The organism is Halocynthiibacter styelae (assembly GCF_016123485.1).
Taxonomy (GTDB): domain Bacteria; phylum Pseudomonadota; class Alphaproteobacteria; order Rhodobacterales; family Rhodobacteraceae; genus Halocynthiibacter; species Halocynthiibacter styelae.
The window spans coordinates 177,545-193,398 of sequence record NZ_JADCKQ010000005.1; the positions used below are offsets into that span (position 1 = coordinate 177,545).

The 15,854-nt window shown below is 55.9% G+C and carries 14 protein-coding genes; 10 read left to right on the forward strand and 4 right to left on the reverse strand.

Features of this window, described 5'->3' with window-relative positions:
• Nucleotide 1 precedes the first annotated feature (1 nt).
• From H1D41_RS08775 to H1D41_RS08800, 6 genes are all read left to right on the forward strand, one after another.
• Nucleotides 2-952 (forward strand): ABC transporter permease, encoded by a 951-nt coding sequence (locus H1D41_RS08775; protein WP_228848546.1) that lies wholly within the window; start codon nt 2-4, stop codon nt 950-952.
• A complete protein-coding gene (locus H1D41_RS08780; protein ID WP_228848547.1) occupies nt 949-1,782 on the forward strand; it encodes an ABC transporter permease in 834 nt (277 codons plus the stop codon). The genes H1D41_RS08775 and H1D41_RS08780 overlap by 4 nt, the downstream gene beginning before the upstream one ends.
• On the forward strand, nt 1,779-3,392 hold the full coding sequence (locus H1D41_RS08785; RefSeq protein WP_228848548.1) for an ABC transporter ATP-binding protein: 1,614 nt from the start codon (nt 1,779-1,781) through the stop codon (nt 3,390-3,392). Before H1D41_RS08780 ends, H1D41_RS08785 begins: the two co-directional genes overlap by 4 nt.
• Complete coding sequence (locus tag H1D41_RS08790; RefSeq protein ID WP_228848549.1) at nt 3,392-4,840, forward strand: aldehyde dehydrogenase family protein; 1,449 nt, start codon at nt 3,392-3,394, stop codon at nt 4,838-4,840. Before H1D41_RS08785 ends, H1D41_RS08790 begins: the two co-directional genes overlap by 1 nt.
• Before the next feature lie 68 nt (nt 4,841-4,908).
• A complete protein-coding gene (locus H1D41_RS08795) occupies nt 4,909-5,649 on the forward strand; it encodes a glucose 1-dehydrogenase (protein WP_228848550.1) in 741 nt (246 codons plus the stop codon).
• A 5-nt stretch (nt 5,650-5,654) separates the two neighbouring features.
• A complete protein-coding gene (locus H1D41_RS08800; RefSeq protein ID WP_228848635.1) occupies nt 5,655-6,659 on the forward strand; it encodes a P1 family peptidase in 1,005 nt (334 codons plus the stop codon).
• A 65-nt stretch (nt 6,660-6,724) separates the two neighbouring features.
• On the opposite strand, the gene hemN is transcribed toward H1D41_RS08800, so the two are convergent.
• Nucleotides 6,725-8,077, reverse strand: a complete 1,353-nt coding sequence (gene hemN / locus H1D41_RS08805) for an oxygen-independent coproporphyrinogen III oxidase (RefSeq protein ID WP_228848551.1) — start codon at nt 8,075-8,077, stop codon at nt 6,725-6,727.
• A 96-nt stretch (nt 8,078-8,173) separates the two neighbouring features.
• Between hemN and H1D41_RS08810 the strand changes: the two genes are divergently transcribed.
• A complete protein-coding gene (locus H1D41_RS08810; protein ID WP_228848552.1) occupies nt 8,174-9,304 on the forward strand; it encodes a phosphonoacetaldehyde reductase in 1,131 nt (376 codons plus the stop codon).
• A gap of 550 nt (nt 9,305-9,854) precedes the next feature.
• Here the strand turns inward: H1D41_RS08810 and trhO are convergent.
• From trhO to H1D41_RS08825, 3 genes are read right to left on the reverse strand one after another with little or no spacing between them, the layout of a single operon-like run.
• The gene (gene trhO, locus H1D41_RS08815; protein WP_228848553.1) at nt 9,855-10,763 is read right to left on the reverse strand and encodes an oxygen-dependent tRNA uridine(34) hydroxylase TrhO; all 909 of its coding nucleotides are present in this window, start codon (nt 10,761-10,763) and stop codon (nt 9,855-9,857) included.
• A 60-nt stretch (nt 10,764-10,823) separates the two neighbouring features.
• On the reverse strand, nt 10,824-11,225 hold the full coding sequence (locus tag H1D41_RS08820) for a hypothetical protein (protein ID WP_228848554.1): 402 nt from the start codon (nt 11,223-11,225) through the stop codon (nt 10,824-10,826).
• A 1-nt stretch (nt 11,226) separates the two neighbouring features.
• Complete coding sequence (locus H1D41_RS08825; protein ID WP_228848555.1) at nt 11,227-11,469, reverse strand: hypothetical protein; 243 nt, start codon at nt 11,467-11,469, stop codon at nt 11,227-11,229.
• Between the two features lie 99 nt (nt 11,470-11,568).
• Between H1D41_RS08825 and pncA the strand changes: the two genes are divergently transcribed.
• The 3 genes from pncA (at nt 11,569) to pncB (ending at nt 15,826) form a co-directional block, all read left to right on the forward strand.
• Complete coding sequence (pncA, locus tag H1D41_RS08830; RefSeq protein ID WP_228848556.1) at nt 11,569-12,174, forward strand: bifunctional nicotinamidase/pyrazinamidase; 606 nt, start codon at nt 11,569-11,571, stop codon at nt 12,172-12,174.
• A gap of 61 nt (nt 12,175-12,235) precedes the next feature.
• Nucleotides 12,236-14,482, forward strand: a complete 2,247-nt coding sequence (locus tag H1D41_RS08835) for a hybrid sensor histidine kinase/response regulator (RefSeq protein WP_228848557.1) — start codon at nt 12,236-12,238, stop codon at nt 14,480-14,482.
• Between the two features lie 51 nt (nt 14,483-14,533).
• The gene (gene pncB / locus H1D41_RS08840) at nt 14,534-15,826 is read left to right on the forward strand and encodes a nicotinate phosphoribosyltransferase (RefSeq protein ID WP_107496695.1); all 1,293 of its coding nucleotides are present in this window, start codon (nt 14,534-14,536) and stop codon (nt 15,824-15,826) included.
• Nucleotides 15,827-15,854: the final 28 nt, after the last annotated feature.

Sequence of the window (15,854 nt, forward strand, 5' to 3'; positions counted from 1 at the left end):
CATGTTCCGATATATTCTGAAACGCCTGCAGGCGCTTGTGATCAGCCTGATCATCGCAAGCCTTGTCATTTTTGCCGCCGTGGAAGTCGTTCCCGGTGATCCGGCAAGCTTCATGCTGGGCATCAATGCGCAGGAAGATACGATCATGGCCCTGCGCGAACAGCTGGGCCTGAATGTATCTCTGTGGGAACGCTATTTCACCTGGGTCACCGGCATGGTGCAGGGCGATTTCGGCACCTCTTACACTTACCGCACCCCCGTCTCTGACATGATCGCGGAACGCATGGTGATTTCCCTGCCGCTGGCGCTGTATGCCCTGACCCTGTCCACGCTGATCGCCTTCCCTGCCGGCATCATCGCCGCCACCCGGCGCGGATCCGTTGCGGATGTGTCTGTCATGGGCGTCACACAGCTGGGCGTTGCGATCCCGAATTTCTGGTTCGCCATGCTGATGGTGGTGGTCTTTGCGATTAACCTTGGCTGGTTCTCCGCCGGTGGTTTCCCCGGCTGGGACGCCGGTTTTTTCGCGGCGATGAAAGCCCTGACCCTGCCCGCCATCGCCCTTGCCCTGCCCCAGGCCTCAATCCTTGCCCGTGTGATGCGATCTTCCCTACTGGATACACTGTCAGAAGATTACATCCGCACCGCCCGCGCCAAGGGGCTCACCCGCAGGCAGGCCCTGTGGCGACATGCCTTGCGCAATGCGCTGATCCCGGTTCTGACAATCATCGGGCTGCAATTCGCCTTCCTTCTGGCCGGTGGCATTATCATTGAAAAAGTCTTCTTCCTGCCCGGCCTGGGTCAGCTGATCTTTCAGGCCATCACGCAACGCGATCTGATCGTGGTGGAAAGTGTCGTCATGCTGCTGGTCTTCGCCGTGATCCTTGTGAATTTTGCGGTGGACCTGGCCTATGGCATCGCCGACCCCCGCCTGCGGAGGGCCCGCACATGATCCGTACCCTGCTGCAATCCCGCAATTTCACACTGGGTCTGATCCTAATCCTGGTCTTCGCTCTTGCCGCCCTGATCAGCTTCGTCTGGACGCCTTACGCGATCGACGGCGTGGATATCCCCAATAAACTGCGCACTCCGGCCTGGCCCTATGTGCTGGGTACTGATCAATATGGGCGCGACGTGCTGTCGATGATCATGGTAGGCGCGCGGGTCTCTATCGCGGTTGCCCTGGTGGCTGTCGGCATCGGCATGGTGATCGGCGTGCCCCTTGGCCTGGCCGCCGCCGCAAAGAAGGGCAGCTTCTGGGATGAGGTCATTATGCGCGGCAATGATCTGGTCTTTGCCTTTCCGTCCCTTGTGATCGCCATTCTGATCACCGCAATTTTCGGGGCCTCAGCGATCAACGCCATCATCGCCATCGGCATTTTCAACATCCCGGTGTTCGCCCGCATCACCCGGGGCGGCGCGCTGTCCCTGTGGGAACGGGATTACATCCTTACCGCCCGCGTCGCCGGCAAAACCCCGACGCGTATTTCGATGGAACACATCCTGCCCAATGTCATGAACCTGCTGATCGTTCAGGGCACCATTCAGTTCTCGCTTGGGATCCTCGCCGAAGCAGGCCTGTCCTTTGTTGGACTTGGTGTGCAGCCGCCAATGCCAAGCTGGGGAAGGATGCTCGCGGAAAGTCAGACACTGATTTACAGCACGCCAACACTGGCCCTGTTTCCGGGGCTTGCGATCCTGTTTACCGTACTGGGGCTGAACCTGATGGGCGATGGTCTGCGCGACATTTTTGACCCCAAAGTCAGAAAGGCCCGCACATGACCCTTCTGACGATCGAAAACCTGTCCATGAAAATCGGCGCGGTTGAAATCCTGCATGATGTTTCCATGTCTGTCGCCCCGGGTGAGATCCTGGGTGTGATTGGCGAAAGCGGATCGGGCAAAAGCATGACTGCCTTTTCCGTGATGCAACTGCTGCCCGATGCCGCGACTTGCACAGGCGCGATCACCCTGGCCAGCACGGATATTCTGGCCGCGTCCGAATCTGACCTCTGCACGATCAGAGGCAATGACGTGGGCATGGTGTTTCAGGAACCCATGACTGCGCTCAACCCGGTGAAAAACATCGGCGATCAGGTGGCAGAAACCATCCGCATTCACGAACCCGGCGTCAGCAAAGCCGAGGCCCTGGCCCGCGCCCGCGAAGCCCTGGATCGGTGTGAGTTGCCCGAAGATCGCTTTCCCCTGACCCGCTATCCGCACGAAATGTCCGGCGGCCAACGTCAGCGCGTGGTTATTGCCATGGCGATTGCGCGCCACCCGAAACTGCTGATCGCGGATGAACCGACAACCGCGCTGGATGTCACCACACAAGCCGAAATTCTGACCCTGCTGAAACGACTGGTGACAGAAGACAATATGGGTCTGATGATGATCACACATGATCTGGCCGTGGTGTCCGATATGGCTGATCACATCGTGATTATGAAAGACGGTGAAGTGGTCGAAGAAGGCCCCGCCGCGACCCTGTATAAGGACATGCAGCATCCCTACACCAAGGCGCTGTTCGAAGCCTCCTCCCACCAGCCAGATCGCAACGCGCCATTAAAATCCCCGCCACTTCTGCAGGTCAAAGGCCTGATCCGGGATTACACCTTACCACGTGAAAAACTGCTCAAAGCACCCGGGAAATTCCGCGCGGTAAATGACGTCAGCTTTGAAATCCGACGCGGTGAAAGCCTGGGCCTTGTCGGTGAATCCGGTTGCGGAAAATCGACCCTAACACGGGCTATTCTGGGTCTTGAGGCCATTCAGGACGGTGAAATCATCCTGGACGGCGCGCCACTGTTTACAGAAGGCGGGGTCAACCCGATGGCCCGGCGTAAAATGCAGGTGGTGTTTCAGGATCCCTACGGATCTTTCAATCCGCGCTGGAAAGTTGCCCGTCTGATCACAGAACCTTTTCATCTGCTGGACAATCCCCCGACGGGCCTTGCCTTTGAAACCGCCGTCGATCAGGCTCTGATTTCCGTTGGCCTGACACCGGACGACAAACACAAATACATCCATGAATTTTCCGGCGGTCAGCGTCAGCGCATCGCCATCGCCCGCGCCCTGATCACCCGCCCGGATCTGATCATTCTGGACGAAGCCGTTTCCGCCCTTGATGTATCTGTCCGCGCCCAGGTCCTGGACCTTCTGGCAGAGCTGTCTGAAAAACACGGGCTGACCTATTTGTTCATCTCGCACGATCTGTCCGTTGTGCGCACGATCACCGACCGGGTGCTGGTGATGAAAGCAGGGGAAATCGTGGAAAAGGGCGAAACAGAGTCTGTTTTTGACACGCCACAACATCCCTACACCAAAGCCCTGATCGCAGCCGCCCCGCGCCTGCCCGATGATAGCCCTGCCGATATAAAGGAAACCGCATAATGTCTGATCTCTGGTTTGACAGTGACAAATGCTTCATCAATGGCGCATGGATTGCCCCGGTATCTGGTGACAGTCTGCCCGTGGAAGATCCCTCTAGCGGACAGATCACAGGCGCAATTGCACGGGGCACGCAGGCCGATGTTGATGCGGCCGTTCATGCAGCCGAAAACGCCCTGAGTGGTGACTGGGGCCGGATGACCGCGGTGGAACGCGGACGCATCCTGACGCGGATCGGGCAGCTTGTCCTGACACGCGTTGATGAGCTTGCAAGGATCGAGGCACAGGACGTCGGCAAACCCCTGTCACAAGCCCGCGCAGATGCGGTGGCGCTGGCGCGATATATGGAATTTTACGGCGGTGCCGCGGACAAAATACACGGCGAAACCATCCCCTATCTGGATGGCTACACCGTTTACACCCTGCGTGAACCCCATGGCGTGACCGGTCATATCGTGCCCTGGAATTACCCGATGCAGATCATTGGCCGCAGCGTTGGTGCAGCCCTGACCATGGGAAATGCCTGCGTGCTGAAACCCGCGGAAGAAGCCTGCCTGACCGCCCTGTGTTTTGCTGAGATTGCACGAGAGGCAGGCCTGCCCGCCGGCGCCCTGAACGTTGTGCCGGGCCTTGGCGAAGAAGCCGGTGCAGCACTATCATCCCATCCCGGCGTGCATCACATTTCCTTCACGGGTTCTGTCGGCGTCGGCAAACTCATCCAGCAGGCGGCGGGTGAAAACGTTGTACCTGTGACACTGGAACTGGGCGGAAAATCCCCGCAACTGGTCTTTGAAGACGCTGATCTTGACGCTGCACTGCCCTTCCTTGTGAACGCGGGCATCCAGAACGCCGGTCAGACCTGTTCTGCCTCCTCCCGCATCCTTGTGCATCGCTCCCGTTTTGAAGAAGTCGCCGGGCGTATGGCCACGGCCTATGCCAATCTGAAGGTCGGCCCGGCAATGGATGATCTCAACGTCGGCCCGCTGATCTCTGCCCGCCAGAAAGAGATCGTCACAGGCTTCCTTGAGGCCGGGCGCGGGCTTGAGAAAATCGGCACAGGTCAGATCGTTTCTGATGCCCCGGCAGGTGGACATTATGTGGCACCGGCGTTGTTTGCCCCAGTCGATGCCGCCCATGGTCTGGCCCAGGATGAAATCTTCGGCCCGGTGCAGGTGATCATCCCCTTTGACGATGAAGAAGATGCTGTGCGCATTGCCAATGGCACGGATTTTGGCCTGGTCGCGTCAATCTGGACGGACAGCGGCGCGCGGCAAATGCGCCTCGCGAAACGGCTGCGGTCAGGTCAGGTGTTTATTAACAATTATGGCGCAGGTGGAGGCGTTGAACTGCCTTTCGGTGGCATCGGAAAATCCGGCCACGGAAGGGAAAAAGGATTTGAGGCGCTTTACGGGTTTTCCACGTTGAAAACCATCGCTGCGAAACATGGATAGGGTCCGGAGTTTTTGAAAAACTCCGGGTAAATTCCTTTCAAAGGAATTTGGAACAAGGAAACAGGATTATGAAACTTCAGGGAAAAACCGCAATTGTGACCGGTGGTGCATCTGGCTTTGGTCTGGGCATTGCCGAGAAATTCATCTCAGAAGGCGCAACCGTGTTAATCGCCGACATCAATGGCGCCGCGGCAGACGAAGCCGCAAGTGGCCTGGGTGCCTTCGCGGCGCAATGCGATGTTGCATCTAACGCAGATGTTGCAGCGCTGACCGCAACCGCGCTTAATAAAATGAGCCGTATCGACATTCTGGTAAACAACGCCGGCGTCACCCACCTTCCTGCCGCAATGGAAGACGTAAGCGAGGAAGATTTCGATCGCGTGTTAAACGTGAACACCAAATCCGTTTACCTTGCCGCAAAACACATCGTGCCCCTGATGAAAGCCCGGGGCAGTGGTGCGATCCTGAATGTCGCCTCCACCGCCGGGGTCAGCCCCCGCCCACGCCTGAGCTGGTACAATGCCTCTAAAGGCTGGATGATCACGGCAACCAAAGCCATGGCGGTGGAACTTGCGCCCGCAGGCGTGCGCGTCAACGCGATCAACCCGGTGGCCGGTGAAACGCCCCTGCTGAAAAGCTTCATGGGGGAAGACACACCTGAGATGCGCGAAAAATTCGTCTCAACTATCCCAATCGGACGTTTTTCGACGCCACAGGACATGGGCAACGCCGCTGCTTTCCTCTGCTCGGATGAGGCCAGCATGATCACAGGCGTCGCCATGGAAGTCGACGGGGGGCGCTGCATATGACGCCAATGCAACCCGGCCCGCGCAACCTGATCACCGATGTCGCAGGTCTGCGCGTGGGCAACGCCGATGACACACGCCTGAAATCCGGCACCACCGTTCTGGTCGGGGATGCGCCTTTTGTCGCCTCGGTTGACGTGATGGGCGGCGCGCCGGGCACACGCGAAACCGAATTGCTTGACCCCCAGCGCACGGTTGAAGCGGTGGATGCATTGGTGCTGTCCGGCGGATCCGCCTTTGGCCTTGATGCGCCATCCGGTGTCAGTGATGGGTTGCGCGCCATGGGCCGTGGCTTTCAGCTTGGCCCGGCCCTGATCCCAATTGTGCCAGGTGCGATCATCTTTGATCTGCTCAATGGCGGTGACAAGGCATGGGAGGACAACCCATATCGCACCCTCGGCCGATCTGCGCTTGAGAATGCATCATCTGATTTCTCTCTCGGCAGTCATGGCGCGGGCAAGGGGGCCGTCACGGGCAACTACAAGGGCGGGCTTGGTTCTGCCTCCCTTGTTATGCCCTGTGGCACGACTGTCGGTGCGCTTGTTGCAGCGAACCCCATTGGCAATGTGGTGACAGCAAACGGGCACTTCCACGCCGCCCCCTATGAGATCAGCGCAGAATTCGGAGGCCTTGGCCCGGACCCGCAGCCCATGGGATGCCTTCCCCATCACAGTGAAAAAGTCGCAAAGATGATGGAACTGGCAACAGGCGCAGATCAGGCCCCGACGGCCAACACCACCATCGCGATTGTTGCAACAGATGCGACCCTGACCAAAGCGCAATGCAAACGCATGGCGGTTATGGCACAGGACGGCCTGGGTCGCGCGATTGTACCCGCCCATTCGCCGATGGACGGGGATCTGATCTTCGCTGTCAGCACAGGGAAACGCGATACACCGGAATTGTCAGATCTCGGCCACGCAGCCGCCATGTGCCTGTCCCGCGCCATCGCCCGCGCCGTCTGGGAAGCCCGCCCGGAACCAGGCGATGTCCTGCCCTGTCTGCGCCCCTGAGTCCATTTTCGTTCCATAAATATCCCGGGGGTGCGGGGGGCTGCCCCCCGCGCTGATCGCACTCCCTAAGACGCCTTCGAATACGTTCCTGCATCCCGCGTATAGGCGTCATAGCGACTGGCAATAATACGTGTCAGCGGGCGGCCTTCTTCGGTGATCCGCAGAATATCCCCCACATGTTTCACATAGGGTGCGAATTCGATCATCACGGCTTCGTGCAACGCATTCAATGCGGCGGCATCGTCAAAAACAGTGTCTAACGTGGCCAAATTCACCTCAAAGTTACACATCAGCCCGTCGATCACTGCTTTGCGCAGCAGATCATCACCGGCGAAGCGATGTCCACGGGAACCGGTCAGAACACCTGCTTCGACCTTACCAGTCCAGGCCCCGGTTGCAGGCGCATTCTGAAGCCAGCCTTCCTTAAAAGACGAAATCGAAGACGCCCCAATCCCAACCAGCGTGTCGCAGTGATCTGCGGTGTAACCCTGGAAATTGCGGCGCAAACGCCCCTCAGCCAGCGCAACAGACAGTTCATCATCCGCCTTGGCAAAGTGATCAATGCCGATCGCCTGGTATCCCGCCTTGCGGAACATCTCAGCCGCAATCTGTGATAGATTATATCGCTCAAGATCGCCCGGCAGAGTTTCTTCCTTAATCAGCTTCTGACGCTTCGCCATATGCGGCACATGGGCATAGCCAAACAGGGCCATGCGATCCGGATCCAGCGCCAGCACCTTTTCAACCGTATCACGCATATGGTCTTCTGACTGAAACGGCAGGCCATACACCAAATCCGCATTCAGCGAATGGATGCCCGCCGCACGCAGCATATCCACACAATGTTTTGTCACATCCCAGGGCTGATGACGGCCAATGGCTTCCTGCACGTCCTCAGCAAAATCCTGAATACCGATAGAGGCGCGGTTCATGCCTTCAAGGCGCAGGGCCTCCACCTTGGCTTCGTCCACGAGAGTAGGGTCTATTTCAACGGAAAACTCAAATTCTGCCGCCGGTGGGAAGACAGATTTCACCGCCTGGGCCAGATCATGGATCATATCCGGCAGCAGGATGGTCGGCGTACCACCGCCCCAGTGCAGCCGCCCCATTTTCACACCTTCGGGCAGGCGTGTGCGGATCATTTCCAGTTCCGCCTTCAGGGTTTTCACATAGCCCGCCACCGGCGACATGGTTTGTGTGCCCTGGGTGCGACAGGCGCAGAACCAGCACAACCGTTCGCAAAACGGCACATGCACATAGACAGACACAGGTTCCGCCGGATCCAGAGAGGCCAGGCATTCCGCCTGAAAATCGGCCCCGAAATCAGGTGAGAAAACCGGTGCGGTGGGATAGCTCGTGTATCGCGGGACACGGGCATCAAAAAGGCCAAGACGGCGAAGTTCATTTATGCGTTCCATTGGACCGATATAGGGGTGCTGCGCGAATCCATCTTTGCGCTGAATCAAACCCCGGGGTATCAAAGACCTGCACCCCGTCATGCACAAGGATCGCCCGTGCCACATCTCATTTCCGGTTTAAATTCCCTGGCGCAACTGCCCCCGGTTCTGGCCCGTTATCCGGCCCGCCGCATTCTGCTTGTCACGGGCAAGGGATCTTTTGCCGCCAGCGGCGCGCAGGCGCATATAGAGGCAGCCCTTCAGGGCCAGTCTGTCCTGCACTTCCACGATTTCGACGTGAACCCAAAGATCGAAGATGCCCAACGCGGTGTCGCGCTTGCCCGTGCTGAAAGCATTGATCTGATCCTTGCCGTGGGTGGCGGCAGCATGCTGGACATGGCGAAGCTGATCAAAGCTTTTTACACCAGCCCGGGCACAGAAAAGACCCTGACACAGGGAAAAACCCCTGTAACAGACCCTGATATTCCCCTGATCGCGATCCCGACAACCGCCGGTTCTGGCAGCGAAGCGACCCATTTCGCAGTCGTCTATATCGGGGCAGATAAATACTCTGTCGCCGCGCCCTGCCTTTTGCCGGATCAGGTCATTCTGGATGGTGCATTGCTGGCCAGTGCGAGCCCCTATCAGAAAACCTGCAACCTGCTGGATGCTCTGGCACAAGCGATTGAAAGCGCCTGGGCCGTAGGATCAACGGGTGAAAGCCGGGAGTATTCCTTCGAGGCCATTGACCTGATCATGCAACATGCCCGCGCCATGGTGCGGCCCGGTGCCGACAGTGTCACCCTTCAGGCCATGGCTGAAGCCGCGCATCTCGCAGGCAAAGCCATTAACATCTCAAAAACCACCGCCGCCCATGCATGGTCTTATGGCATCACCGGCACATATGGCATCCCCCATGGTCACGCCGTCTGGCTGACCCTGCCCACGATTTTTCAGATCCATGCCCTGGCGGACGAGACCCAAATCAATGACCCACGCGGCCCACAACATCTGCGCGCAATCATGGCACAACTGATGCAGGCCCTGTCCATTGCAACCCCGGATCAGGCCAGCACCACCCTGCGCCAGTTTATGACTGACATCAGTGCAGAACCCGACCTGACAAAATCCGGCCCCGACACGCCTGAAAAACGCGCGGCCCTGTCGAAACAAGCCAACATGCAACGCATGTCAAACAATCCGGTCCAGCTGGACCCCGCCTGCATAGAGAGCGTTTTTATGCTATAATTCTTCTGTATTGATTTCAGGAGACATAAAATGAAACATTTATCTACCAAATCACTTTCGTTTGCCGCCATGCTTCTGACGGGCCTTAGCACACAGACCAGTGCCCAGGGGCGGGCGCATAGGCTAGATTGAATCAGCGGGGATGACATGCCAGCAGTCTGAATGTCGGAACAGACGGCCTGAGCGATTCCACCCTGCGGATCTGGTTTGAATCCGCGAACCGGGGTTCGTTCCAGCGTCCTCTTGCTCCTGGGGAATGCGCCTGGCAGGATCGTGGACTGAACGCGGATGAACCACGTCAGATCTGGATCCGAAATCTGCGGTTTTCCGGAAATCTGACAGTACGCGAAGGACAAATTGTACTGCAGTCACATACACCGCCCGACTCTGCGGCGCTAAACGCCCTGATGCGTCCGGGTACGCGGTTCTCATTTCATGTCTGAAATGAAGGGTCCGCACTGGTCGCAGAGTTTGAGTGAAGAAAAAAGCAGATGCCGGAGCATCATCGCCTTCAGGCGATCCGCTTTCGACCCTTTAAAGTCTGTAAACTTCAGTCGCGCGGACCCACGTGATTTTCGCCACGCTTTTTGGACAGCGCGATCTGCTTCTGGCGTTCGCGGAAGCGGGTTTTGCGATCCTCTGACGTCTGGTCAACGCAGAGGTGACAGCTGACACCTTCCTCATATTCAGGACGTTCCAGGTCTTCCGGCAGGATCGGGTGACGGCAGGCGTGGCACAGGTGGTGCGGACCTTCGACAAGGCCGTGACCGATGGAAACGCGCTGATCAAAGATGAAACATTCGCCTTCCCAGGTGCTTTCCTCTTCCGGCACTTCTTCCAGATATTTCAGAATACCACCTTTCAGGTGATACACATCCTCAACCCCCTGCCCCAGCAGATAGTTCGTTGATTTCTCACAACGAATTCCGCCAGTACAGAACATCGCCACACGTTTGTTGTGGAAACGATCTGCGTTCTTTTCCCACCATTCGGGGAATTCGCGGAAAGATTTGGTTTCCGGATCAATCGCGCCTTTGAACGTACCGATCCCGACCTCGTAATCATTGCGGGTGTCGATCACCACAACATCATCCTGGGTGATCAGATCGTTCCAGTCCTTTGGGTCGACATAATTGCCAACAGAGGCCGTCGGATCAACGTCGGGCTGGCCCATGGTGACGATCTCTTTCTTGAGCTTCACCTTCATCCGGTTGAACGGCATTTCAGACGCCGGACTTTCCTTATGTTCCAGATCGTTACACCCTGGCAGCGCCCGGATATAAGCCAGCATCCGGTCCAGCCCGGCACGTGGTCCGGCAACAGTTCCGTTGATGCCTTCCTTTGCAAGAAGCAGCGATCCTCTGATCCCCTCCTCATCACACAGAGCCTGAAGCGGCCCCTGCACGGCAGGCGGGTTTTCAATACGGGCGAAGTGATAAAGTGCGGCTACGATAGTCATAGCGCGCACATAGGCCGATCAACCGTCGGGATCAAGAGAAAGCTCTTATTATCCGACCCCTCATGCGGATTTCATTTGCGGCATCACGGGAAACTGACGCGCCTGATCAGACGCCAACACAGCACCAGTGTACCAGGGCGACAAAAGCGTTTTCTGCATCAGTTCCGGACAATGTTCCGGCAGATCATCTGCGGATACACCCGGGCTTTCTGCAAGTTTTTGTGCAATGATGCTAAGGAACGCAAAGGTGACTGTGGCGTTGAACTTCTCCGGCACGCCGGCCTTTTTCACCAGGGCTTTCAAGCCGTTGGCGTATAAAAATGCAGCCTCAAAGAAATCATATCCGCGCAATGCGAAAGCGGCACAGATCACGTGATCCCGGTGGGTAAATCCTGCTGGATCAAGCGTGCCTTCAGACATCGCGGCAAATACCCCTGCGGCACTTCTGTTTTCATTCTGCATCTTATTTCTCCCGCAGGCGGTGACTGTCTTCTGCCGTCAGATCCAGATCATAGACCCCTTTCAGCGCTTCAATCTTCCCAAGAGTATCCTCGGAAAAAGGAGTTTTCCCTTCGAAACAGTGCAAAGCCATCCCTTCGATCAGCTCTGCGGTGGACATATCCAGATGTTCCGCCAGGCCCTTCAGCACTTTCAGCAATCTGGTTTCGACGCGCAGCCCGGTCTGTGTACGCGTTACAGTTTTCATCAGTATCTCCAATTGACACCTTGGTACCAATATAACGATTCTCTTATATTGACCAGCCCCTGCGCACGTCCTACCAATTTCACAACAAGGGAGACCAACATGCGCGCATCACACGAAGCCCTGATTGTTATCGACGTTCAGAATGATTTCTGCCCTGGCGGCGCATTGGCTGTTGAGGAAGGGGATCAGATTGTCCCTGAAATCAACGCGATGATGGATGATTTCGCAACCGTTGTTCTGACCCAGGACTGGCACCCGGCCGGGCATTCGTCGTTTGCCTCATCGCATGATGGGAAGAACCCGCTTGAAATGATCGACATGCCTTATGGGCCGCAGGTTCTCTGGCCGGATCATTGTGTCCAAGGCAGTGCAGGGGCTGAATTCCACAATGACCTGCGCCTGGAACCTGCAAACCTGATCATCCGCAAAGGTATGAACCCGGCGATTGACAGCTATTCAGCGTTTTTTGAGAACGATCAGACAACCCCAACAGGCCTGGAAGGCTATCTGCGCGGGCTGGGCATCACGCATTTGACCATGGTCGGCCTGGCCACAGATTTCTGCGTGTATTTCTCTGCCGTGGATGCTGCCAAACTGGGTTTTGACGTGACCGTTATCGAAAGTGCCTGCCGGGGGATTGATCTGAACGGATCCATGCAGGCAGCACAGAATGCAATGAGCGCTGTGGCCGTGAAGCTGGTCTGAAACACACCGTTTATTAACCGGCAACTGGCATAGAGAGGCACATAACCCTCTGGTCAGTATAATGAATGCAAACAATCAAACCGCCCGGGAAGCCCTGAACTGCTTCGAAATAAGGAATCGCCCTGACGGGCTGTTTCTGCGGTATGCCAGAGGGTATGTCGCGGCTGTCCCTGTCCGCCTTGCGATGATGACATTTGCCGCAGTTCTTCTTGCTGTCATTACCACACCCGGCCTCGCGCTTCTTGCCTATCTGATTGGTATGACAGGTGAAGTTGTTCATATCAGCAGCCTTCTGAAAGATCGCAAAATCCCCATTGCCGAATACCAGTGTTCTCGCAGGCGTCGTGATATTCAACGCCTGACCGCTGCTTTCCAGGCCATCTGTGCATCAATCGGACTGGCCATCGTCTGGAGCGCCTCTGACCTTGGCGAAACACGGTTTTTTGCGTTTGTCTGCATCACCACACTGATTATTCACGCCAGCATTACCATGCCATTTTTCCCCTGGGGCAGCCGCCTGCGGCTGGGGATCTATATTCTGGTCTCAATCTTTCTGATTCTACATGATATTCAGATCGCGGACGGTATGGATCCCGGGTTGGGATTTGATCTGGCTGCGATTAGCCTGTTCAGTTTGATGGCCGTTATGCTTATGGTCAGCCGGTACAAAAGCTTTCATGCAGCGCAGCTGGCAAAGCGTCATTTGCTACAGGAAAAGCTGGAGGCTGAAGAAGCGCGTGATCGCCTGATCCGCAGTCAGAACCTGACGAAACAACTTGCCCTCGTGGCACGCAACGCCAGCGACATTGTCATCATTACAGAAACCGATGGCACGATCAGCTGGGTCAATGACACGTTTATCCATTCGACCGGATATTCCGAGAAGGACATACTTGGGAAACACGTCAAAATGCTGAATGGTCCTGAAACGGACCCCGCCGTCATTCAAAAGCTCATCCAGGCCCGAAAGGAAGGCGAAGGCGTTCGTACTGAAATTCTGAATTATGATAAAAACGGTCAGACGAAATGGTATGAAATCAATATTTCTCCGGTCTATGACGACATGGGCATTCTTATTAATTTCGTTTCGATTGAACGGGATATTCATGCCCTGAAACAGCGCGAAGCCGATCTGGCGGAAGCCCGGGAAACCGCTGAAGAAACCGCGCGCGCCAAAACCGCTTTCCTCGCCACAATGAGCCATGAAATCCGCACCCCGATGAATGGCATTATCGGGGTCACGGATCTGTTGCTGGAAAGTGATCTGAACCCGGATCAGCGCCATCTGACTGAAACGATTTCAGATGCCGGCGGGGCCTTGCTTGGCATTATCAACAATACCCTTGATCTGACACGTCTTGAGGCAGGCAAGGCTGAACTGGAGCAACATAATTTCTCAGTTCGGCAGGTCGCGCTGAAAACCACAGAGCTTCTCAAACCAATCGCGAACGGGAAACAAATTGGCCTGAATATTCACATCGCAGAAGATGTACCCGACACAATCACGGGCGATCCTGGCAGGTTCAGACAGGTTCTCATGAACCTGATCGGCAATGCGATTAAATTTACCTCTGACGGGCAGGTTGATTGTGAAATATTCGGTCCAGAGGCACCTGAAGTCCCGGAAATCTCTGTCGTCATCCATGACACCGGCATTGGCATAGCTGAAAATAAGCTTTCTGCCATCTTCGAAGAGTTCACTCAGGCTGATTCCAGTGTCTCAAGGCGTTTTGGTGGCACTGGCCTTGGGCTGAGCATTTCACAGAAACTCGCCCATGCCATGGGGGGGCGCATCTCAGTAACCTCCACGATTGGCATAGGGTCAGCTTTCACACTGACATTGCCCGCCAGGTTGCCGTCCGAAAACGAACCCCTTCTGACATCACAGCCTGGCAATTCATCGCTGAAGGGAAAATCTGTCCTCATCGCAGATGACAACAAAACAAACCGTTTCATCCTGAGCAGACTTCTGCGAGACACCGGGATGGACCTGGATTTTGCCACCGATGGATTTGAAGTCATTGATTCATTTCACAAGAACAAACCCGACCTGATCCTGATGGATGTTTCCATGCCAGGAAAAGATGGATTGGAAGCCACCCGTGAAATCCGGAAGTTCGAAGAACAGAACCGTTACCTCGCTGTGCCCATATATGCGCTGACAGCAAATGCCTTTTCCAGCCATCAGAGCGATTGTACCTCTGCCGGCATGAATGGTTTTCTGACAAAACCGGTCAAAAAAGATGTTCTTGTCGGCACGCTTACAAAAATATTCTCTGACAGCACTGGCAATCCTGCAATATCCTGAGATAGCCTTCTGTAAAATTCGCCACAGGCCCGGCTGGCAGAGGAAGGCATCATGATCGACATCGCAACACGTGTGTACAATCACAAATGGAAAATCGATCCGATTGTCCGGTCATTGATCGATACGGATTTCTACAAACTTCTGATGTGTCAGTCTGTGTTTCGCAACAAACCTGACACGACCGTTACCTTCAGCCTGATCAATCGGTCAAAGGATATCCGCCTGGCTGAACTGATCGACGAAGGCGAATTGCGCGAACAACTGGATCATGTGAAATCCCTGTCTCTGTCCCGGGGCGAAAGCACCTGGCTGCGCGGCAATACATTCTACGGCAAACGCCAGATGTTCCGCCCGGATTTCATGGAATGGTTCGAAAACATGCGCCTGCCGGATTATCATCTTGAGAAACGTGACGGCCAGTATGAACTGACCTTTGAAGGCTCCTGGCCCGAAGTCATGCTATGGGAAATTCCGGCCCTTGCGATTCTGATGGAACTGCGCAGCCGGGCTGTCCTGAACACCATGAAGAAATTCGAACTTCAGGTGCTTTATGCCCGGGCGATGACCAAACTCTGGGAAAAAGTCGAAGCCCTGCGCAGCGTCGAAAATCTGCGCATCGCAGACTTTGGCACCCGCCGCCGTCACTCTTACCTCTGGCAGGACTGGTGTGTTCAGGCCATGATGGAAGGGTTGGGTGAAAAATTTGTCGGCACATCCAATTGCCGGATTGCCATGCAACGCGAAATTGAAGCGATCGGCACCAACGCCCATGAACTGCCCATGGTGTATTCCGCCCTTGCAGAAGATGACGCAGCCCTTGCGCAGGCCCCCTACCAGGTTCTTGAGGACTGGCACGAGGAACACGACGGCATGTTGCGCGTCATTCTGCCCGACACCTATGGCACACAGGGGTTCCTCGATCGTGCACCTGAATGGCTGAATGAGTGGACAGGCATCCGGATCGATTCCGGCGACCCGGCCACCGGCGCCGAAAACGCCATTAACTGGTGGAAATCCCGTGGCGAAGATCCGACGAAAAAACTGGTGATCTTTTCTGACGGGCTGGATGTCGAGAAAGTGCGCGAATTAAGTGCACAATTTCAGGGACGTGTTCGGGTGTCCTTCGGCTGGGGCACATTGTTAACCAATGATTTCCGCGGGCTTGTTCCGGATAATGCCCTGGCACCCTTCTCACTGGTCTGCAAAGCGATCAAAGCCAACGGGCGCTCCACGGTGAAGCTTTCTGACAACCCAAACAAAGCGATGGGCCCGGCAGATCAGATCGAACGTTACAAACGCGTTTTTGCGGTTGGCACACAAAAAGCACAGGATGTAATCGTTTAAACTCTGAGAACCCGTGTAATTTTAGACG